19 protein-coding genes and 1 tRNA gene are annotated in these 21,807 nt (G+C 43.8%); 11 read left to right on the top strand and 9 right to left on the bottom strand.

Going from position 1 to position 21,807, the window contains the following annotated elements:
* Positions 1-188 precede the first annotated feature (188 nt).
* The 4 genes from INQ51_RS06555 (at position 189) to INQ51_RS06540 (ending at position 3,756) form a co-directional block, all read left to right on the top strand.
* Positions 189-800: a hypothetical protein gene (locus tag INQ51_RS06555; RefSeq protein WP_233377078.1), complete on the top strand. Its 612-nt coding sequence runs from the start codon at positions 189-191 to the stop codon at positions 798-800.
* 19 nt (positions 801-819) lie between these two features.
* Positions 820-1,182 carry a hypothetical protein gene (locus INQ51_RS06550; RefSeq protein ID WP_233377077.1) on the top strand — a complete coding sequence of 121 codons (363 nt, stop codon included), beginning with the start codon at positions 820-822 and terminating at the stop codon, positions 1,180-1,182.
* A gap of 243 nt (positions 1,183-1,425) precedes the next feature.
* The gene (locus INQ51_RS06545; protein ID WP_233377076.1) at positions 1,426-3,102 is read left to right on the top strand and encodes a tetratricopeptide repeat-containing sensor histidine kinase; all 1,677 of its coding nucleotides are present in this window, start codon (positions 1,426-1,428) and stop codon (positions 3,100-3,102) included.
* A 3-nt stretch (positions 3,103-3,105) separates the two neighbouring features.
* Complete coding sequence (locus INQ51_RS06540) at positions 3,106-3,756, top strand: response regulator (protein WP_233377075.1); 651 nt, start codon at positions 3,106-3,108, stop codon at positions 3,754-3,756.
* A gap of 61 nt (positions 3,757-3,817) precedes the next feature.
* Here INQ51_RS06540 and INQ51_RS06535 read toward each other — a convergent pair.
* A tRNA-Leu gene (locus INQ51_RS06535) sits at positions 3,818-3,901 on the bottom strand.
* Positions 3,902-3,960: 59 nt separating this feature from the next.
* The gene (locus INQ51_RS06530; protein ID WP_233377074.1) at positions 3,961-5,337 is read right to left on the bottom strand and encodes an MFS transporter; all 1,377 of its coding nucleotides are present in this window, start codon (positions 5,335-5,337) and stop codon (positions 3,961-3,963) included.
* A 136-nt stretch (positions 5,338-5,473) separates the two neighbouring features.
* Between INQ51_RS06530 and INQ51_RS06525 the strand changes: the two genes are divergently transcribed.
* The 7 genes from INQ51_RS06525 to INQ51_RS06495 all read left to right on the top strand — a co-directional run bounded on the left by INQ51_RS06525 (position 5,474) and on the right by INQ51_RS06495 (position 13,928).
* The gene (locus INQ51_RS06525; RefSeq protein WP_233377073.1) at positions 5,474-6,049 is read left to right on the top strand and encodes an RNA polymerase sigma-70 factor; all 576 of its coding nucleotides are present in this window, start codon (positions 5,474-5,476) and stop codon (positions 6,047-6,049) included.
* Between the two features lie 48 nt (positions 6,050-6,097).
* Complete coding sequence (locus INQ51_RS06520) at positions 6,098-7,141, top strand: FecR domain-containing protein (RefSeq protein ID WP_233377072.1); 1,044 nt, start codon at positions 6,098-6,100, stop codon at positions 7,139-7,141.
* Positions 7,142-7,153: 12 nt separating this feature from the next.
* On the top strand, positions 7,154-8,719 hold the full coding sequence (locus INQ51_RS06515; RefSeq protein ID WP_233377071.1) for an aspartyl protease family protein: 1,566 nt from the start codon (positions 7,154-7,156) through the stop codon (positions 8,717-8,719).
* Between the two features lie 3 nt (positions 8,720-8,722).
* Positions 8,723-10,237: an STN and carboxypeptidase regulatory-like domain-containing protein gene (locus INQ51_RS06510; protein ID WP_233377070.1), complete on the top strand. Its 1,515-nt coding sequence runs from the start codon at positions 8,723-8,725 to the stop codon at positions 10,235-10,237.
* Positions 10,238-10,373: 136 nt separating this feature from the next.
* Positions 10,374-11,540: a Gfo/Idh/MocA family protein gene (locus INQ51_RS06505; protein WP_233377069.1), complete on the top strand. Its 1,167-nt coding sequence runs from the start codon at positions 10,374-10,376 to the stop codon at positions 11,538-11,540.
* Between the two features lie 25 nt (positions 11,541-11,565).
* Positions 11,566-12,558, top strand: coding sequence for a sugar phosphate isomerase/epimerase family protein (locus INQ51_RS06500; RefSeq protein WP_233377068.1), 993 nt, complete (start codon positions 11,566-11,568; stop codon positions 12,556-12,558).
* 92 nt (positions 12,559-12,650) lie between these two features.
* Positions 12,651-13,928 (top strand): Gfo/Idh/MocA family protein, encoded by a 1,278-nt coding sequence (locus INQ51_RS06495; protein WP_233377067.1) that lies wholly within the window; start codon positions 12,651-12,653, stop codon positions 13,926-13,928.
* A gap of 320 nt (positions 13,929-14,248) precedes the next feature.
* On the opposite strand, the gene INQ51_RS06490 is transcribed toward INQ51_RS06495, so the two are convergent.
* The 7 genes from INQ51_RS06490 to INQ51_RS06460 form a co-directional block, all read right to left on the bottom strand.
* On the bottom strand, positions 14,249-15,727 hold the full coding sequence (locus tag INQ51_RS06490) for a sensor histidine kinase (RefSeq protein ID WP_233377066.1): 1,479 nt from the start codon (positions 15,725-15,727) through the stop codon (positions 14,249-14,251).
* A 6-nt stretch (positions 15,728-15,733) separates the two neighbouring features.
* A complete protein-coding gene (locus INQ51_RS06485; RefSeq protein ID WP_233377065.1) occupies positions 15,734-16,435 on the bottom strand; it encodes a response regulator transcription factor in 702 nt (233 codons plus the stop codon).
* A gap of 124 nt (positions 16,436-16,559) precedes the next feature.
* Positions 16,560-17,720 carry a helix-turn-helix domain-containing protein gene (locus INQ51_RS06480; RefSeq protein WP_233377064.1) on the bottom strand — a complete coding sequence of 387 codons (1,161 nt, stop codon included), beginning with the start codon at positions 17,718-17,720 and terminating at the stop codon, positions 16,560-16,562.
* A gap of 107 nt (positions 17,721-17,827) precedes the next feature.
* Positions 17,828-18,337, bottom strand: coding sequence for a hypothetical protein (locus tag INQ51_RS06475; RefSeq protein ID WP_233377063.1), 510 nt, complete (start codon positions 18,335-18,337; stop codon positions 17,828-17,830).
* Positions 18,338-18,390: 53 nt separating this feature from the next.
* The gene (locus INQ51_RS06470) at positions 18,391-20,985 is read right to left on the bottom strand and encodes a beta-mannosidase (RefSeq protein WP_233377062.1); all 2,595 of its coding nucleotides are present in this window, start codon (positions 20,983-20,985) and stop codon (positions 18,391-18,393) included.
* A gap of 135 nt (positions 20,986-21,120) precedes the next feature.
* Positions 21,121-21,309, bottom strand: coding sequence for a DUF2892 domain-containing protein (locus INQ51_RS06465; protein ID WP_233377061.1), 189 nt, complete (start codon positions 21,307-21,309; stop codon positions 21,121-21,123).
* A 60-nt stretch (positions 21,310-21,369) separates the two neighbouring features.
* Positions 21,370-21,798 (bottom strand): C-GCAxxG-C-C family protein, encoded by a 429-nt coding sequence (locus tag INQ51_RS06460; RefSeq protein WP_233377060.1) that lies wholly within the window; start codon positions 21,796-21,798, stop codon positions 21,370-21,372.
* Between the last annotated feature and the right edge of the window lie 9 nt (positions 21,799-21,807).

The following is a 21,807-nucleotide window of genomic DNA, read 5'->3' as shown; positions in this document are numbered from 1 at the left end:
CACAAAACAAGACGAATGTTCATCCTCAAAACCAGTACAGCCCAAGTGTGCAGCAACCATTGCTGTGCATTTGCGGCTGTTTTTTAGCGACGCCATTCAGAAAAATAAGATTGTTGCATTTATAACGCTATTGCCGGGAGTGCCCACATCAGGCAGAACTTTACCGGGGAATTTTATCCATGACGAACTTGAATAAAACAAACGGCTTTTTTCACCATGCTTTGGTCCACTACCGAAAATGGGATTTTCTCAGTTTTACGCTACTGACGATACTATCTCTTTTAAATGGCCAGACCACGGTGTTTTACCTGATTTATTTTTTCTGGTGGAATGAACTCCTGCGTATCATTTTAGATAAAATATGTTTCAGCCGTAATCCCAATGCAATTCTTGTAAGTGATAAAAAGGCCAGGGCTTTTGAATCAGTTATACAAATGGGGATCTATTTTATCTTCATCGTTGTTTTGTTTGGTTTTTTAGCCAACTGGAAAAACACAGTACTTATAATGATAAATATGGACATCCTGTTTTTTCAGAATGCATTTTTCAACATCAATCTGATTTTAGTAGCAGTAGAGCGTATTTATCTGCACAAAGCCAAACAACCGTTAAAGGTAAACTTCGGTAGTTTTACTCCCAATATGATTGTGTTACACATTTCCATCATTTTGGGGGCGGTGCTTATGTTTTTTGTGGTTCGAAATTTCCCCGATTTTTTTACGCCCACCAATCTTTGGGGCTCGGTGATCATTATCCTCCCTTTTCTGCTTTTAAAACTTACAATTTCCTATTTCGATTAATGGAACAAAAAAAGTTGGTATGACTGCTTTAGCTTTATTGTTTGCCCTAGTTTTCGGTTTGCTTTGCCTGCTGGTATGGCAGGTGCAGAAGTATTTTAACTTGCAACGCAATCTGAAAACATTTGGGGAAGATTTGCAAACTAAGGTAAGTAAACTTGCTGACAACGAGGAAAATGTAAAAGAGAATCTTGAAGCAGAAAAACAACTCCATGCCATAATCAATAAACGCTTGCTAGAGCTTGAACAGCAATTCCCCGACTCTGCAACCGGGCATGATTTAGCCGGCCTGAAAACAGAGATGTTCACGAAAGACTTTAAAAAGATGTTTCATTCTACATTAAACTTGCTAAAAGTTGAACATAGTTATTATACTAATCGTTAATTAAGCCGATAAGAAAGTAACACAATTTTACTTTTACAACCTCAACATCTGGACAACCAGGGGATAACCGTGAACAAAATGAATTTTAGAAAAAGGCTGTTGGCTATTTTCTTCGTCCTATTTGCATTTAATTCATTCTCGCAAACAGATCTTTCTGCTGATAGTATAATACAGTATGTACAAAAGCAGGATAACTATAATTTAAAGGTCGAAGTGCTTCAGAAAAATATAAAGGAAATTTATATGACTCAATTCGATGAAGCGCTTCAACTGGCTCGTTTGGGCTACAACTTAGCCGATCAGCAGAACGACAGGGTAAACAAAGGCGACTTTTTGCGAACCATTGGAGGTGCTTATGGCAAAAAGGGAAATATAGACAGTGCTTCGGTCTATTATTTTAAGGCATTAGAAGAGCTTGAGCCTACCCAAAACAGCGAAAAATTGGGCTTGCTTTATGACGATATGGCAAGGTTATACCGCAAACTGGCGCAACCCCAAAGAGCCCTGGAGTATTATGACAAAGCATTAAAACTTTATGACGCAGAGAACAACCTCGAGGGGATAGCGCGCATTAATAACGAAAGTGGTGTGGTTTTTCGCGATGCGGGAGATTACAAAACCGCCAACGAACGCTTCGAGAAATCCTTGCACATCCAGCAAGCGCGGAAGGATTCTGTCGGTATCGGTTACGCCCTGGAGTTTCTGGGCTACAATCAGTTTCTTATTCATGATTATAAAAAAGCAGAGGACTATTTGACACAGGCACTGAAAATCCGTGAGCAGGTTGGCGAAAAATTTGCAATAATGCTGAATTATACTGCGTTGGGTGAGCTTTACAAGCAAGTCAATCAGCCTCAGAAATCCATTGAATATTATGAACAAAGCAATGCTTTAGCAAAAGAAATAGATTTCCTCGACATTCAAACCTACAACTACCAGCAAATAATGAAGAATTATGAGATGCTGGGAAATTTTAAAAGAGCGTATCAAAATCTGAAGGCATTTAATGTGTTGAACGACAGTTTGTACAACGCGCAAAAGCTGAAAGATGTTGAAGAAATTACGGCCAGGTACGAAACTGCTGAAAAAGAAAAACAGATACTTGTACAGCGGACAAAAATTGCGGAACACGAGCTGAGTTTGAAAAGCAGGAATCTTTGGATTTTTGGTCTTTCATCCTTGGTAATAATTATTGGCCTGATAGGTTTTCTTTTGTATAAACAACAAATGCTGAAAAACATTCGACAACAAAAGGACAGTGAACTTAGACTGGCGCTGGAAAAAATTGATAGTCAAAATAGGTTGCAAGAACAAAGGCTGGCTATATCGCGCGACTTGCACGACAATATCGGGGCGCAACTGTCATTTATTGTTTCCGCCATCGATACCATCAAGTATTTCATGTTGGATAAAAACGACCTATTGACAAGTCGGTTGGATAATATCGGAACCTTTGCCAACGAAACCATTCAGGAGTTGCGTGATACCATTTGGGCGATGAATAAACCGGGTGTTAGCATTAACGACCTGCAATCCAAGATTGCCAACTTTATTGGAAAAGCCAAACAGTCCTACCATGATATTGAAATCTCGGTTGTTACTGACGAAGAGATTTCAGCAGAGGTGCAATTCACTTCCTTGCAGGGGTTAAACATCTTCCGGATCATCCAGGAGGCTACCAACAATGCATTAAAATATGCCGATGCCAGCCATATACTCATCCAAATCAGCAAACAAAAAAGCACCATTCATTTTTTAATAAAAGACGATGGAAAAGGCTTTGTTGAAAATGAAGTAGAACCCGGCAACGGACTTTTGAATATGCGTAAACGGGCCCTGGAATTAGGGCGTGAACTAACATTAATTTCTGACCTCGGAAATAATACAATTGTCTCATTCAATGTCAATTTAAAAAAGTAACTCTTGAACACGCGAATAGCTATTATTGACGACAATAACTTCTTGATAAAGAGTGTAAAAGAAAAACTTTCGTTTTTTAATGACATTTCGATTGCGTTTACAGCCAATGATGGGGTTCAGTGCATGGATAAACTGGAAGTTGATGCGCGGGTAAAACTTATTCTTATGGATATTGAAATGCCCCAAATAAATGGCATTGAGGCCACGGCCCTGATCAAACAAAAATACCCGCAGATCAAGATTATTATGCTAACGGTTTTCGACGATGATGAAAATATATTTAAAGCGATCCAGTCAGGTGCGGATGGTTATCTGTTGAAGGAGACTTCATCCTCCGAACTTTATAATGCGATTCTACAAACGCTGGAAGGTGGTGCTGCCATGACCCCTTCGATTGCACTTAAAACCCTGAATCTGTTGCGCAGACCCTTATCCTTGAAAACAAATGACACCGAAGAAAATGTGAAACTTACCGGTCGGGAGGTGGAGGTATTGGAACAATTGGCTGTCGGGCTCCCCTATACTTCAATCGCCGATAATCTGTTTATATCGCCATCTACAGTGCGCCGGCACATCGAAAACATTTACAAAAAATTACAGGTTCACTCTAAGGTAGAGGCAATAGAATTAGCGAAAAGGAAAAGGATTATTTAAGATACCAGCCTGATATATGATAAAAAAAGAGCCTGATAAAAATCAAGCTCTTCTTTGTTTGTACCCGAGGCGGGAATCGAACCCGCACTCCGTTGCCAGAACTGGATTTTGAATCCAGCGCGTCTACCTATTCCGCCACCCGGGCTTTTCCTTTAACGGAAATTGGTGCGCAAAACTAACTATTTCGTTCGAATTACCAAAATATTAATGCGCAATTTGTTTTGCCTGGTCAATTCTTTTTACCACTTGCCCGTAAACAATCAGTGCAACAGCCGAAATCATGGCAATACCTACAAAGTAATACCAGATGTAATGGGCATTTTGGGCAGCTACAGCCCATTCTTCGTGCGAACCAAACAGTCGCGGATCGGGACAATACCGGTCGAGCAGTACCCCCGACATTAAAAAGCCTAAAATGGAAGAGAGAAATGAATGCAGGTGACTAAATCCGAGGTAAAGTCCTTCCTCTCCTTTGGGAGCCTGTAATGAAAAGTATTCAAGAAAGCGCGGAGAAATAAAGGTCTCGGCAAACCCTTGAAAAGCGATCCCAATAACCATCATAAATGCTACCGGATGCATTCCCATAATTTCGTTCGGGAACAGGTTTCCGGATGCCATAAAGAGCGCTGATACAGGCATGATGAACATACCCACTGTCATGCTGAATAAGGCTGATCGCTTGCGCATAAAGTGGGTAATCAGTCCAACCGTGGTAAATACAACCAGCGGGTTAATGTTGGCATACCATTCCGGGGACGCGCCTTCTCCGGCAAGTCGAAGAACGTATTTGGGCATCGTCGCATACATCTGATGTTGTACCATCCAGAAGCCGGTGATGATCAGGATGAGGAAAATTAATCTCGCATTTGTGAGAACGCGTAAGAAGCCCTTCCAAAGTTCAGCGATTGATTTTCCTTCTCCCTCATGCTTTTTACTGGTAAAGAGGAAGAAAACGACCAGGAGTCCGATCAAAGTCATGGCGGCCGAGAAGTAACCAATCCAAATTAATCCTTCATTACCCCAGGCTTCGCGCAAGGGTTTAACTATGGTTTTTCCGGAGAAGGCTCCAATATTGACCATTGCATAGAATATACTGTATCCTCTGGCGCGGTTTTCTTTCGTGGTTTCTTTGGCAACTGTTCCGGTAATTACCGACTTAATAAAAGATCCTCCCAGAATAATAAGTACCATGGCCGGTACTACTGCATAGCGGTAGGACGATGTTTCCAATCCTTTAAAAACGGTGGTGTCGCCATATTCTGCCAGGCCGGCTGATTCAAACAAGCTGGGAAGGGCACCCATTCCGGCATATCCGAGTGTAAGCAGCCCAAAAGCCAACATCAACGACTTGCGGAATCCTATTTTATCGGCATAAGCGCCTGCAAAAGTCGGCAGAAAATACAATAATGCAGAGAAGGTACCTGCAATTGCTCCGGCTTCAATGTCGTTAAAGCCGATGATACGTGATAAATATAAAGTGATAGCTATGAACAAGCCATAGTAGGCAGCCCGTTCAAATAATTCGACAGTGTTGGCTACCCAAAATGCCCGTGGAAACTTCCAGGTTTCTTTTTTTTCCATATTATTTTGCTGAGTTTGACCGGCAAAAATAACAGCTTATTCCGGTTCTCAAAATCAGGCATTTTAACATAAGCTAAATTCTTTTGCAGGGAAATTCTTTTTTCTAACTTAGCTTCAAGTGATTGAACCGTAGCAAATGAACCTGAACGAAGAGAAAAAACTAGTGGATGAAATCAGGCGGGGAAACGAGGCCGCTTTTGAAAAGATATTCCGTCGATACTACCGGCCTTTGTGCCTTTTTGCCACCAAAATACTGGGAGACGATGAAACGGCTGAAGAAGTTGTTCAGGATTTCTTCGTGAAGCTGTGGGAGCGAAGGGAAGGATTTATAGTTGAAACTTCGGTCAAAAACTACCTGTTCCGGTCGGTAAAGAATCTTTCCATCAATGTAATCAAGCACGAGCAGATTAAGCTGAAACATGCCCAGCAGGTGATGGCAGATGCTGAAGCGAACGATTTTAAGGATCATTTTACGGAAGTGGATCTGGAGCGTGCGATTGAAAAAAGCATTGAAGAATTGCCTGAAAAACGCCGCGAGATATTTCGGCTTAGCCGCGAAGAAGGATTAAAATACCGCGAAATAGCCGAACGAATGAATATTTCCATTAAAACGGTGGAAGTTCAAATGGGTTTGGCAATCAGGACATTACGAGATAAACTGAAAAAATACAGCACCTTTCTTTTCTTTTTTGTGCCTTTTTATCAAAAATAGCTTAGGGGTAAAATTAGTGTGTATTGTCATTTAAATGTAATGAGTAAAATGGAGAACATCGAGAATCAGTCCCGTGAGCTGTTAACCAAACAGCTGGTTGGAGAAGCAAGCGACCGGGAAAAAGTGGAGTTGGAGGCCTGGCTGGAACAATCGGAAGAAAACCGGGCAGAGTGGGAGCAGAGTAAGAAGATGCTCTCGAAAATCGACTCATTCTACCAGGAAAAGCGTTTTGATACAGACGCTGCCTGGAAAAACGTTCATGCACAATTTGTCCCAACGAAAGGCACAGTGGTATCGTTTCAGAAAAAAAGAAAGGAGGGTATTGCAACATTTTACAAGTATGCTGCGATACTGGTGGTGGCACTTTTACTGGGGACTGTTGGATATTACATTGGTTTCAGAAACCAGGTTCCGGCTGTTTACAGCGAGGTAATCTCGGGAGAAAACCAGGTTTTACAACAGTATGTTTTACCCGATGGCTCGGTGGTTGCCCTGAACAGCCATTCGAAACTTACGTTTCCGAAGAAATTCAGGGACAATGTACGCGAAGTTAGCATCGAGGGCGAAGCATTTTTTGACGTAAAACCCAATCCCGATATGCCTTTTGTGATCAATGCCGGCGAAACTCAGGTAAAAGTTTTAGGTACCTCTTTTAGCGTGAGTGCGTATCCGGGAGATGAGACCGTGGAAGTAATTGTTGAAACCGGCAAAGTGCAGGTGATCAGCAAATACACTGAAAAACAGACCGTAGCGACAGAGGTGTTTTTGATTCCGGGAGAGAAAGGAACCTTTTTCACCCAAAACAAAATCCTGGAGAAATCGGTAAACGCCGATCCCAACTTCCTGTCGTGGAAGACTCACGACCTCATTTTTAACAAGGTTCCATTAAGCGAAGTGATCCGTTGTTTGGAAAAAACTTACCACATCAGGATCGATCTGGCAGAACCCGGGTTAAATGATTTGATGTACGAAGGTCATTTTGACCAGAAACCCGCTGATTTTGTATTGGATGTTATACGGCTCACATTCAATCTCGAACTCACCGGCGAAAACGAACATTACACGCTTGCGGGCCGTAAAAACGACCAGTAAAACGAATGAGCAATGAAAACAATTTTGAATAAAATACGAATTTTCATCCTTTTAATTGGAGTGGCATGGGTGATGATGCCCGATCGGCTAAGCGCACAGGAAGAAAAAAGCCAGGCGCTCGACCAGAACATTACCATTTTTGCCGAGGATGAACCGCTTTCGAGCGTAATAGAAAAGATATGCAAGTACCTGAACGTCGATTATTCCTATAACTCGAACCTGGTAGCGGATAAAAAAATCAGCCTGAATATTTCAAATAAACCCATTAAATATGTACTGGATAAGTTGATGAACGACTTTTACCTTTTGTTTGAAATTGAAGGCAACCTACTGGTAGTGCGTGATTATGTTCCGCTGGATAAGAGCATTGATTACGAGAACAATTCGCAGCAGTTTTTTTCCAGCAACCGCGGTTTTTTATTTGACGATCCGCACGACAAACGCATTACCATTAAGTTTAAGTCGGCCAGTAACCTGATCATTATTCCGGTGAACATCAACGATTCCGACACGCTGAATTTTATTCTCGACACCGGGGTTCGTTACCCGATTATCACTGAGCTTCCGTTTGTAAACAAGCTGAACCTGAATTACATGATGCCGGTGAAGATAAAAGGGTTGGATGAAGGCGAAGGTTTGACCGCTTACCGTTCGGGAGGAAATACGATGCACATCGACGGGCTCACTGCCCGGAACCAGGAAGTGCAGATGGTCATCGACGAAGATTTCCAGATTTCGCATATGTTGGGAATCCCGGTTCATGGATTGATTGGCTTTAATCTTTTCAAGGATTATGTGGTGGAAATCGATTATGCCGATGAAAGGCTGGTACTTTATAAACCGGAGTATTACAAATACCGCGACCGGAACAAAGACATTATCATGCCTTTGCACTTTGATGGGAACAAACCGTATGTGCGTACCACCATTGTTACCGACGAGATGAAGGATGTGCCGGTAAAACTGTTGGTAGATACGGGAGCAAGCGATGCTTTGTGGCTTTCCGAAAAATCGGACGAGCGCATTAAATTGCCGCAGAACCACATCGAAACTTTTTTAGGAAGAGGCCTGAGCGGCGATTTGTACGGAACCAAAGGAAGGATAGATGCCATTTGGGTAGGCCCGCTTTTGATGTCGCACCCGATCGTTGCTTTCCCCGATTCGGAGCTGATGGAGCAACTGATCTCGGCAAACGACCGTAACGGAACCATTGGGGCCGAAATTTTGCGAAGGTTTTATGTGATTGTGGATTACCGGAACAGCCGGCTGACGCTGCGTCCAACTTCGCGGATAAAAGAAGATTTCAATTATAACATGAGTGGAATGGAAGTTATCAATCCGATGCCCGGATTGCCCGTATTCACCATCGCGGATATTACCAAAGATTCGCCTGCCTTTAACGCTGGTCTGCAAAAAGACGATCAGATTTTATCGATCAACAGTAGCAGCCACCGGTCGATGGAACTGAATGATATTAACTTACTGCTTCAAAGCAAAGAAAACAGGAAAATACGCATAAAAGTACTGCGTAATGGTGAAGAGGTTAAAACTTCGTTCGAGCTGAAAAGAATGTTTTAATGCATGCACCCACATAGAAAAATAGTCATATTAATTGCCATCCTGTTGCTCGCCTTTCTTTCGAAGGGCCAGCAGCAGGATGGTTCTGTATTGGAACGCCGGGTGACGCTTCGTATCCAGGACCAGGCGCTTGAATACATTCTGGCCCAGATAAGTTGGCAGGCCGGTGTCTATTTTTCGTACGATGCTTCTATTGTGAACTCTGAAAAAAAATGCTCGGTGGAAGCTGAGAACAAGTCGCTTTTTACTGTGCTGAATCAGCTGTTTGATCCCGCTAAATACAGCCTGATTGAGCGCGAAAACCAGGTAATTGTTTCACTAAAACCCGACGAACCCGAAACGAATGTAGCCATAACCGACAGTATTCCGTTGAAGTACTTCTTCCTAAGTGGGAAGCTGGTGGAAGACCGCAAAGGAAAACCGGTTCCCTACGCGTCGGTATCTGTTTTTAATCAACCCATCGGTACAATTTCCAACTCAGACGGTGAGTTTTTGCTGAAACTTCATCCCGATCATATCAACGATACCGTGGTGATCTCGAGTATGGGCTATGCACAAATTCTGCTTCCGGCCTATAAACTGCTCGATGAGGATCTTTTTATTCTCAAACCCATTTCCATCCGTATCAAAGAAGTAACGGTTACGGCCATTTCGGCTCAGAAATTACTGGAGAATATTCGCAATAACCTGGAACGGAATTACACCGCTCATCCGCGGTTGATGACTGCTTTTTACCGCGAAACTGTAAAACAGGATGGCGCTTATATCAATGTTTCAGAAGCCGTGCTTGAAATCCTGAAATCGCCGTATGTAAATACTTTCAGAAGCGATTTGGTGCGACTGATAAAAGGGCGTAAAAGTCCCGATGTTCAGCCTTTTCGCTGGTTGAACTTTAAGCTGCAGGGAGGGCCGTTTACCATTGTTCAACTGGATGTGGTAAAAACCATGGAGAGCTTTATCAGCAAAGCCTTTGAAAGCAGTTACAAATACGAAGTTTCAAGGGTAATTCTTTACCACGAGGAGCCGGTTTATGTTTTGACCTTTACGCCGGCTTCTGCCGATGTTTTTCCGGGTTACATTGGGGAAATGTATGTTCACCGCGAAAGTTTTGCGATTGTGCATGCCAGTTTCCGGTTTAATAAAGGTAGCCTGAACGAGGCCGTTTCGTTTATGATTCGCAAAAAGCCTCCCAAAGTAAAGGCACGCCCTACTTATGTGCAATACAGCGTAAATTACCAGCAATACCAAGGGAAATGGCATTTGTCAAGCGCGCAGGCTTCGGTAAAATTTAAGATAAGAAGCAAACGCGATCGGCTAAACAGCGAATTTCACAGTGTATCGGATTTACTGATCACCAATATTCAACCCACAGATTTAAAGCGTTTTTCGGGCGACGAGCGTTTTTCCCGCGACGATGTTTTTGTGGAAAAACTCGGGCAGTTTGACGAAAAATACTGGGAAAATTACAACATCATTAAGCCCGACGAAGACCTTCGCAACGCATTCAAGGAAAAGTAGGCGTTTTCTGAGCTTGGGTTGTGGTTGGAAATTTAGTATCCGGCCGGAGTAAACTGCCCCCAATCAAAATTGCTTCCATAAAAAAGAGTTGTTACATTTAACAACTGATTTCTGAATCAACTAAAACTAATAGCACATGAATAGAAAACTTCGTATGGGAATGGTCGGTGGAGGAACCGACGCATTTATTGGTGCAGTTCATCGTTTGGCTGCTTTTATGGACAATCAAATTGAATTGGTTTGCGGCTGTTTCAGTATAAATCCGGAGGTTTCAAAATCTTCAGGAAAACTCTATTTCTTGCCGGAAGAACGCATTTACACGACTTACCAGGAAATGTTTGAAAAGGAGTCGAAGCTGCCCGAAGGTGAAAGAATGGATTTTGTTACGATTGTAACCCCGAACTTTGTACACTTCGACCCTGCGGTAATGGCGCTGGATCATGGATTTCACGTGGTTCTTGATAAACCCATGACTTTCACGCTTGAAGAAGCCTATAAACTCAAAGAGAAACTGGATGAAACGGGTTTGACTTTTGCGTTAACGCATACCTACTCGGGTTACCCGGCGGTTAAACATGCCCGGAAAATGATTGCTGACGGTCAGCTCGGAAAAATCAGAAAAATTTTTGTTGAATACCCGCAAGGTTGGCTTTCGTCAAAACTTGAAGATACCGGCAATGCGCAGGCATCGTGGCGAACCGACCCGAAACGCTCGGGAAAAGCAGGATGCATGGGTGATATCGGAACACATGTTCATCATTTGGCAGAGTATATGACCGGTTTGAAAGTGACCGAATTGTGTGCCGAGCTGAATGTTTTTGTTCCCAATCGTTTACTGGATGATGACGGTGCAGCTTTTCTGCGTTTCGACAACGGAGCAAAAGGCGTGCTGATGGCCACTCAAATTGCGGCAGGCGAGGAAAATGCGATCCGTATCCGGGTTTATGGAGACAAAGGCGGCATTGACTGGGAGCAAATGGAACCCAATACTTTACGCGTTAAATGGCTCGGGCAACCCATGCAGGTTTTGCGTGTGGGAACAAGCCTCGACAGTGCGGTTGCGGCTCATAACACCCGCGTTCCGGGAGGACACCCCGAAGGCTACCTGGAAGCTTTTGCCAATATCTACCGGAATTTTGCCTTAACGGTTCGGGCAAAGGCAAATGGCGAAGAACCTACACCTGAAATGCTCGATTTCCCGGGCGTGGATGATGGTATTCGTGGCATGCAGTTTATCGAGACTGTGGTAAGCGCAGGCTACAACGATGAAGTGAAGTGGGTAAAGTTCGGCGAGACAATTTAAATACCAACCTGATAAACAAGATATCATGTCGAGACCTGTAACAATATTTACCGGACAGTGGGCCGATTTGCCTGTTGAAACCATGTGCCAAAAGGCAAAGCAGTTTGGCTACGACGGACTTGAGTTGTGCACTTGGGGAGATCATATGGAGATCCCAAAAGCTGATCAGGCGTATTGCGATCAACGACTTGAGCTACTGGCAAAGTACGACCTGAAATTGTTCGCTATTTCCTGTCACCTGGATGGCCAGTGTGTGTGCGATCCCATTGATCAGCGGCATAAAAGCATTGCCAGCGCTCATGTTTGGGGCGATGGCGATCCGGAAGGCGTTCGACAACGTGCAGCCGAAGAAATGGTAAAAACAGCCGAAGTAGCAAAAAGATTGGGAGTTGACAGAGTGGTTGGGTTTACCGGAAGTCCGATATGGCACCTGCTGTATTCGTTTCCTCCGGTTCCGCCCGAAATGATTGAAGAAGGTTATGCTGATTTTGCCCGTCGGTGGAAACCGATTCTGGATGAATACCAAAGCCTGGGAGTGAAATTTTGTCTCGAAGCACATCCCACTGAGATTGCTTTTGATATTCAGACGGCGCATCTGGCACTAAAAGCACTGAATCATCATCCTGCTTTTGGTTTTAACTTCGATCCAAGTCATTTCGGCTACCAGCATGTGGATTATGTACGGTTTATTTATGAATTTGCCGATCGTATTTTTCATGTGCACATGAAAGACGCTTACTGGAGTGATACGCCAATGAGTGTGGGCGTTTTTGGCGGGCACATGGAATTTGGTGATAACCGGCGGTACTGGAATTTCCGCAGTTTGGGAAGAGGAAAAGTTAATTTTGAAAACATTATAAGGGCGCTGAACGACATTGGATACAACGGGCCGCTTTCCGTTGAATGGGAAGACAGTGGAATGAACCGCGAACATGGTGCAACAGAAGCCTGTGCTTTTGTGAAAAAGGTTGATTTTGCTCCTTCGGATGTAGCTTTTGACGATGCGATGCAGAAGTAAGATTTTTATAACCTGATACGGTCCGGAAAGGATCGCCAACTGAATTTAATTGTATGATGACAGATCGAAGAGCGTTTATCAAAACTACAACGATGGCAACCGCTGGTGTAACGATGGCAGCGGGTATGCCGCTGGCTATGAATTCGTGTGCGGGAGCCAATGATAAAATCGTGTGTGGCGCCATTGGCGTCAATTCCATGGGTTTTGCTGATCTAAAGGCATTCCTGGAGAAGAAAAACACGGAGTGTGCAGCCTTGTGCGATGTGGACGAGCATGTGCTCAACAAACGAATCGACGAGGTTGAGAAGATCCAGGGAAAGCGTCCGAAGGGATTCAAGGATTTCAGGAAATTGCTGGAGGAACCCGGAATTGACGTGATCATTATCGGTACGCCCGATCACTGGCACTGCCTGCCTTTTGTGTATGCGGCGCAGCTTGGGAAACACATTTATTGCGAAAAGCCCCTGGCCAACTACATCGAGGAAATCAATGTGATGGAACGTGCGCAAAAGCGTTATGGTAACATTGTTCAGGTAGGGCAGTGGCAGCGGAGTGACAAGCACTGGCTGGATGCCGTTGATTTTGTGCATTCCGGGAAGCTGGGACAAATACGCGCCGTTAGAACCTGGTCGTACCAGGGTTGGATGAAATCGATACCCGTTAAACCGGACGGGCTGGTTCCTCAGGGTGTTGATTTCGATATGTGGCTGGGGCCCGCTAAAGCCAGGCCTTTTAATCAGAACCGCTTTCATTTTAATTTTCGCTGGTTTTGGGATTATGCCGGAGGTTTGATGACCGACTGGGGCGTGCACATTATCGACTACGGACTGTTTGGAATGAAAGCTAAGGCTCCCAAATCGGTTATGGCAATGGGCGGCAAATACGGTTACCCGGATGACGCTGCTGAAACGCCCGACACCATGCAGGCTTTGTATGAATTTGATGGCTATACCATGTTGTGGGATCATGCCACCGGAATCGATGGCGGATACTACGGAAGAAGCCACGGTGTTGGTTTTGTTGGAAACAATGCAACACTGGTGGTGGATCGCTCCGGATGGGAAGTAATTCCGGAGGGTGGAAAGAATCCAAAAATGGAGCCGGTTGAATTGATTAAAGGCGATGGCCAGGGTTTGAGTAACCACATGCAAAACTTTGTAGATTGCATTCGTAGTAACGATCCGGATACGCATTGTAACATCGATATTGCAGCCAATACTGCCAGGGTTGCGCACTTGGGGAACATGGCGCTTAAAATAGGGCAACGTCTTTATTGGGATGCCGAGAACAGCCGTTTTATTGATAACGATGCGGCCAACGAATTGTTGGTTCCGCAGTACCGGGCACCCTGGGAACTTCCAAAGGTTTAAAAAATACAAGCATATTTGAAAAGGCAGGCTATTGGGGCTTGCCTTTTTTTATCTATATGTATAATGTATTTGGTATTGAGGCAAGTAAGATTACTATGAAAATAGTATTTGTGGATTTTTGAGACGTTCTTGTTAGCGGTCTGGAGATGATCAAAAAAAGTGAAAGAAAACGGAGAGAAAAGCGCATGAATAAGCACGATGTACATTCTGCGTGTTTTTTAATTAATATTAGTGTATAGTCAGTAAAATAAGATGTTTTGAGTTACTATTAACATAGTATTGTTGTGTGGATCCATAGATTATAGGAATCAAAAAGTCCTTTACGCCACTACATAAAGTGGTAATTGAAATTCAAAGCGGGTTCCCTGGTTAATTTTGCTGTAAACCTGGATAGACGACTTATGCAAATCAAGGATTTTTTTAACGATTGCCAATCCCAGTCCGGTGCTGTTTGCCCCCTTTGTTTTGCTGCCTTTATAGTAGCGGGTGAAAATGTAGGGCAGCTCATCTTCCGCGATACCTTTTCCGGTATCGGCAATTTTTACCAGCACTGAATCTTTTTGTAATTCCAGCTCAATGGTAACCACGTCTCCCGGGTTGCAATACTTGATGGCATTGTCGAGAATGTTCTGAAAAACCCGGTCGGTCATCTGAATGTCGGCATACACCAAAGGCAGGCTTTTGGAATAGATGGTATTGATGCTGATATTTTTCTCACGGGCAATAATCTGAAATTTGTCGGCCACATCCTGCACCAGTTCTGCCACCTGTATCGGTTCGGGTTGAATCATTTGCGGATTCGATTCCAGTTTTGACAATTCAAACAGATCGTTGACCAGTTTGCTCAGGTTTTCCGAATTCTGGAGAATGATTTCGAGGTATTTCTTTCGTTCATTTTCGGTAAGCCTGTCTTCTTTCAGTAAAATGGTTTCGGTAAAACCCTGTATTGAGGCAATGGGGCTTCGAAGATCGTGCGAAATATTGGCAATCAGTTCTTTCCGGAGTTCTTCCACGCTTTTCAACTGAATAATATTTTGTTGAATGGTTTCGGCCATGCTGTTAAAAGTATGCGCAACATTGCCCAATTCACCACCTGTTTTCAGGTTAATACGGACAGAGTGATTTCCTTCCTTAAAACTTCGGAAGGCCGAAATGATTTTGTTGAGATTGCGGGTAATGATCCAAATCGCCAGTAATCCCAGAATAGACGTTAGAAACACCGATATTAAAATGCTTCGGGCACCGACTTTTAGGATAAAACTGTTTTCGAGGGCCGCCATGGTTGAAGTGTATTGATTGCTGGCCAAAATAATGTACATGTAGCCTTTTAGCTGGCCGTCTTCGATGATCTCAGCTGCCGAGAATATTTTGGGTGAACCCGGGTTTCGCGGGTCGTCGCCTTTTATGATACGGTCGTCACTGCGGCTCAGAAACTTCTTAACCGGTTCCAGCGAAACATATTCGGTTTTAACATCCTGGCCGGGGACAACAAAGGTTAGTATTCTGCCGCCCGGATCGAGCAAATACACTTCTATGCTTGGATGAACCGCCATCATGGAATGCATTAGCACCTTAATGGCTTCTTCCTTTACTTGTCCATCCACAAAAATCGGGGAAACTTCCTTGATAGCCCCCGCTGCAATTTCTCCGTTGATTTTTTGTTGCGCTTCCTGGTTGTATTCCGAAGAGAATATCACAGAAATGTAGATGAAAATGATGGTCAGCAAAATGGTGAAAACCAAAAATATACCGGATATTTTCCAGTACAGGCTGTTGAATATTTTACTTTTTGTGCTCATGATCTTTTATAATTCGTCGTTGAATTTATAACCCACTCCCCAACTGGTTAGTATGTATTTTGGATGGTTGATGTCGGGCTCAATTTTCGACCGCAGGCGGTTGATGTGAGAGTTTACGGTATGTTCGTAGCCGTTGAAGTTATATCCCCAGACAGTGTTTAACAGATCGGTTCGGCTGTATACTCTACCTGGTTTTTGTGCCAGAAGCACCAGCAAATCAAACTCTTTGGGCGTGAGTTCGAGCCGGTCGCCCTTTAGCAGTACTTTTCGTTTGATCAGGTCAATATTCAGTTCATCAATGCTTATCCTTTCTGACTGATTTTTTTCTTCGTCGTTACTGAGAGCGTTCAGTCTGCGGAGTATTGCTTTCACGCGGGCAATAAACTCGCGCACGCTAAAGGGTTTTGTCAGGTAGTCGTCGGCACCGGTTTCCAGTCCCAATACTTTGTCAATTTCCTCTGATTTGGCGGTAAGCATCAGAATGTGCGTACGAATTTTGTCGGCCCTGAGCTGACGGCAAACTTCCAATCCGTCCATTCCGGGAAGCATCAAATCCAGTATAATCAGGCTGTAGTTGCCGGTACTGGCTTTTTCGTAGCCTTCGCGCCCGTCGGTTGAAATGTCCACTTCGCAATTCAAATCCTTTAAATGAATGCTGACCAGTTCGCCGATGTGCGGATCGTCTTCAATTAACAAAACCTTGTCCATGATACTTTTCGTTTGTTGCTACAACAGTAACAACAAAGTATCACAAAAAGGTCACGAAGCCATTGATTTTGTGTAAAATGCATATTTTTGAGTACAGTTCAGGAGATTTGGTGGTGACCGGAAATCATGCTTTTTTCAGGTTATTGCGGAAGGTGCCCGGAGTTACCCCTTTGCAATCTTTAAACGCCCGGGTAAATGAATTGGTTGATCCGAAGCCCGATTTTTCAGCAATGTAATCGAGCGTGTAAAAAGCGTGCTCTTTGCTGCGGAGCAAAGCCTCGGCCTCTTCTACCCGGTACTTATTTACAAACTCGTTGAAATTAACCCCAAATTCTTCGTTTATCAGCCGCGAAATATAAGTACGGTTGGTTTGCAGCGTTTCTGAAATAGTGGTGATGCGAAGGTCTGAAAGGCGGTAAATCTTCTCGCTTTCAAACAACGTAAGCAACTTGCCCTTGAGTAGCTCCTGGTGCGAATCTCCCAATGCCTCGTGCTCGTTGGTAGTATGATTCACTACTTCAGCTAGCTCGTCTGAGATAAGTATTTGCTGGTTTGCGTAAAATCCGATGAGAAAATAAACAGTACTGAAAACGAGTGAAGGGAACAGCAGAGAAATTTCGTTTTTGGCAAAATAACTGCGTCCTACAACGGCAAAGAAAATTCCAAGGGTCGCAACGATGAGCATAACAATGCTAATGTGACGGAGCCATTGCACGCTTCTTCCTTCGGTGTTCGAGTAAAATTCGGTTAAGCGCTTGTTGTGTTTGTTGGTAACCCGAATCCCGACGAGAAGATAGATCATTACCTGTCCGATGAAAATGATTCTTACAATCAAAAGAATAAGGCCTTTAAATCCGGGGAGTGTAGCCAGGTTCAAGTCTTTAAGGTTTCTTTCTATCAGTACATCTTTTACGTAGTCAACTCGCTGATCTGGGCTGAGATAGAAAGTGAATAGCAGCGATGCCAGGCTAAAAAGTATGGCCGGTATAAAATGGATGAAGTAATGTGCACATTTTATTTTGTTGGCAGTAAGTAGCAGAATATAAGCAAAGAAAAGAGGACAGATGGATAGAAGTGCCAGGAGATAAACGCTTTCTAAAAAGGAATAAATATGGTACGACTGAAAGAAGAAAAAGGTATGTGTAACGTATAAAACGGAAGCCGCCAGCATAAACAAGCCCAGCGATTTATTGGCCATGATCCGCGGTTTTTTCTGGAATAAAAATACCAGTGCCCACATTAAGGTTACATACATGGGGAGAAGTAGAAACGCCGACTTGATCATAATAAATATTATTGCTCTGCAAATTTATACTTTATCCAACGTGGCTCTTGTTCAAGTTACTATATTTAGTAGAATGTTACAGCATTTTGTTACTTGTTATCCGGGATCTAAAGTGTAGATATGTCCTGTCCTGCCTTGTCTGCCGCTTTTTTGAACTGAGTGGCTGTGATTGCCCGCACAGAAACACCAATGGACGCATTTTTTTGGTGGGCTCCAAACTTTGTTACTACAACAAAGGTGTTATTCTCATCTTTTTCTTCGCTGAACGAAGCGTGAAAATTCTCGCTTTTTACCTTGGAGAGATCCGAAAAACGAACGGCAAAGTATCCCTCTTCTCCCTGGTAGTAGTAGGTTTTCTTACGGGGGTTGTAAGCGGCCTTTGTCTGTGTGCGGCTTTTGGGTTTGTCTTTTAAAAATTTCCCGTCCTGTTTCGGAAAGGTAAGCGACATCCGGTAGCTGCCGGCATCCAGGTGATGAAAAACAACTTTCCCGTTTTCTCCCGCAGATTGATAGGCGATAAGTTCAGAGCCTTTTTCAAGATAAACTCCGGCTTTGGGAGCCGGTTTTCCCGGGATCAGAAAGTTGAATAGAACTAAAAGAATGGCTAAAATTTTCATGGCTGTTTTTGTATGTAAAGATCTCCTTTATTACGGACGATCGGGTAATTGTTTTAAAATGCGTCGTCTAAAGTTCGTACGGTGAATACTTCGTTTAATTTTTCTTCTGAAATACCGGTTTTCAGGTTCACGCTGATTTTTTCGTTAGGTAGCAGGTCAAAATAGTTATTGGAGAAGAACCCTTCTTCATCGCCGATTTGCAGGTACACGTTTTTAGCCAGCTTATCGGTTGTCAATGTAATATCAAATCCGTTTTCCGATTTCTGAATGGTGTACTCAACCGTTGGTTTTTTGATTTTCAGATTTTTAAAAGGTTCAAAATAGTACTTGTTGTGCGAAAGAACTTTTCCGTCTTCAAGAACTTCGGCTACAAAAACCATTTCATCTAACATTTTGCGGTATTTGAAACGAAATTCGTTTCGGTTCACATCAAAATAATCGTCGCTCGAATTGGCCGGGAGGTCAAGAAGTGAAGCTTCTTCCCAGATCACTTTGCCGTTAAAATCGACCAGGCGCATGCGAAGCTCTGCTCTAACAGGCTCCAGGCGGTCGTTGACAATACCCACTTTGAACTTGATATCTTCTTCGTACGGGCTAACCAATACCTGGCTAAATCCCTTTTTTACTGAATATTGAAGTGCTTTCCATTTTTGGTAATAGTCGGTAGAACTCCACGACGCAACCGGCCAGCAGTCGTTAATTTGCCAGTACAAACTTCCCATGCAATAAGGCATGGCACGGCGGTGGCCTTCCAGTCCGAATTTGATTCCATCGGCCTGCAACACATGGTTTACGTACAGGAACGACTCAAAATCCTTTGGGTGTTTGTATTCTTTCAGCATGTAATATTCAATGGTTCCGTTGCCGATGGACGAGCGCTGGTGCGATTTCATCACTTCGGAATAAATGTCGTAATCTTCCGGCACGGCATATTTTCGTACGGTGGACATTTCAGGAAAGCTTTGGAAGCCGTATTCACTCATAAAACGGGCCAGGTGCGTGGCGTAGGTGCTAAAAGGTTCTTTTCCCCACCAAACGCCCCAGAAATGTTCGTCGCCGTTCACCAGGTCGGCTTGTACTCCCAGACCCGACGACGGGCTGGAACCCCAGTAGCTTCTTTGCGGATCGAGTTCTGTCACCACATCCGGCAAGGTTTTGTGGAAAATATCGACATAAGCCTGCCATGCTTTCTCCGGTACATCGGCGCCTTGTTTTTCGGCTTGTGCTTTCCAGCCCCAGGTGTTCCAGGCAGTCAGAATTTCGTTGTTTCCGCACCACAAGGCAATTGACGGGTGATTGCGCAGTCGTTTCACGTTGTCGATGGCTTCGTGTTTTATGTTTTCAAGAAAATCGGCATCGTTCGGAAACATGGCGCAGGCAAACATAAAATCCTGCCACACAAGGATTCCGTTTTCATCGCACAGATCGTAAAAAATATCTTCTTCGTAGATACCGCCTCCCCAAACGCGTAACATGTTGTTGTTTGAGTTTTTGGCGGTTTCAACCACGGTTTTGTAGTTTTCGTTGCTTACACGCGGCAGAAAAACGTCGTTTGGAATGTAGTTGGCGCCTTTCATAAACACCGGATGCCCGTTCAGCTTAAAGTAAAACGAAGTGCCTTCCTCGTCTTTTTCGCGAACCAGTTCGAGGGTGCGGATGCCAATGCGCGTGTTTTTATTTTCTTTTCTTCCGCCAACCTCCAGGTTTCCGGAGAGATTGTATAAATGCGCTTCTCCCAAACCGTTGGTCCACCACAATTGCGGGTTGGCAATTTCGAAATCGAGCTGGTATTTCGCTTTGCCTTCATTAAGGGTGACTGTTTGTGTGGCCAGCGTAGTTCCTTCGTTGGCAATGGCCAGTGTTGCTTTTCTTTTTTTATTAGAGGAGATTTCAAAAACAGCGGTGAAAGTTGCCTTCTCTTCGGAAATTTCATTCTGAACTATTCGCAAATCTTCGATAATTGCATTGTCCCAGGCTTTAAGATAAACCGGCCGCCAAATGCCGCTTGTAACCAGGCGTGGACCCCAGTCCCATCCAAAATGATAGCCTGCTTTTCGGGTGTAAATGCTTACTTTTTTCCCGTCTTCAACCTGTCCGCGTTCTGCCTGGTCGTTTTCAGCCCCGGGATACACAAAACCGTTGGCGTCGTATTTCTTGAGCCCTTCGGTAATGGGCGAGCGAAACAAAATACGAAGTTCATTTTCGCCTTCTGTAAGTTGTTCTTTAACATTTACCTGCCATTCGCGAAACATGTTGTTGGCCGAAAGCACTTTCTCCCCGTTCAGAAAAACATCGGCATAAGTATCAAGGCCTTTAAAATCGAGGGCAATATTGTCGCGGTCGAGGTAATTGTCATCAATGGTAAAAGTTGTTTTGTACTCCCAGTCAACTTTATCGATCCATTGCTGATCCAGTTCGTTGAGGCGGTAAAAAGGATCTTCAATTTTCCCGGCAGCCATCAGGTCGGTATGTACCGTTCCGGGCACTTTGGCGGGCATCCATTCGTTTTTATCGGCTTGTTTAAATGTCCAGTCGGTATTTATTTCTTTGATAACCATAAGGTTCGAATCTTTTGGGACTTGTTTGCAGCTATTTGCCAGTAGCAAGACAATGGCAGCCAATACAGTTACTTTTAACGTGGAACGCATGGATAATTTTAGTTTTAAGCGTGGTTAAAGTTGATAATTTCGCCTCGAATTACCTAAAGTTCTGTTTAAAAAGGGGGCAAATAAAAATGCCATCAGACAAAGGGTTGATGGCATTTTTATTTGTTGTACAAAGCGTTAACTGTCTTTTTCTGTGGTCGATATTTTAAACGGCAGGTAAAGCGGACAAAATTTGAAAAGCCCGGTTGCCAGCGGAATAATTCCGATTAAGCCCCACCAGCTGTCAAAAATTACACCTGCAATAGCTACGATCAATCCGGCGATTATCCTGATCAGTCGATCCGTTGTGCCAACATTACTCTTCATATCTTCTTTGTTTTAGTTATATGTTTTGAAACAATCGATAAATCAATGGGTTTAAACGAATTAAAAATGTTCGTCCAGGATGTTGCAGGCGGCTTTTACAAAGAGCGGGCATTTTTTCTGAAACACACCTTCGGCGCTTGCTGCTGCGTTTCCTTCGGGAGTAGAAATATCGTAACCCGTTAATTCTTTGCAAATCAAACTCCCGTAGGCAGCTTTGAAGCGCTGGTTAAACTCCAGGATCTTCTGTTTGGTTGCAGCTTTTGCCTCGGGCTCTGAAACTGCATTTCCGTGTTGCATGCCAATTACCATGTACGCTCCGGTAACGGCACCACAGGTTTCGGCGCAATTCATTCCGCCGCCAAATCCGCTCGAAATTTTCAGGGCTGTTTCTTCAGGAAGTCCCAGGTCTGCGGCATACAGGCTAAATACTGTTTGGGCACAGTTAAAAACGGGGAAGCGCTCGTCGACAAGGTTTGATTTGTTTGCCATTTTTTAGTT

It is taken from the genome of Maribellus sp. CM-23 (assembly GCF_021354595.1).
Lineage (GTDB): Bacteria > Bacteroidota > Bacteroidia > Bacteroidales > Prolixibacteraceae > Draconibacterium.
Note: the sequence above shows the minus strand (reverse complement) of the source record. Positions and strands in the feature narration are given on the sequence as shown.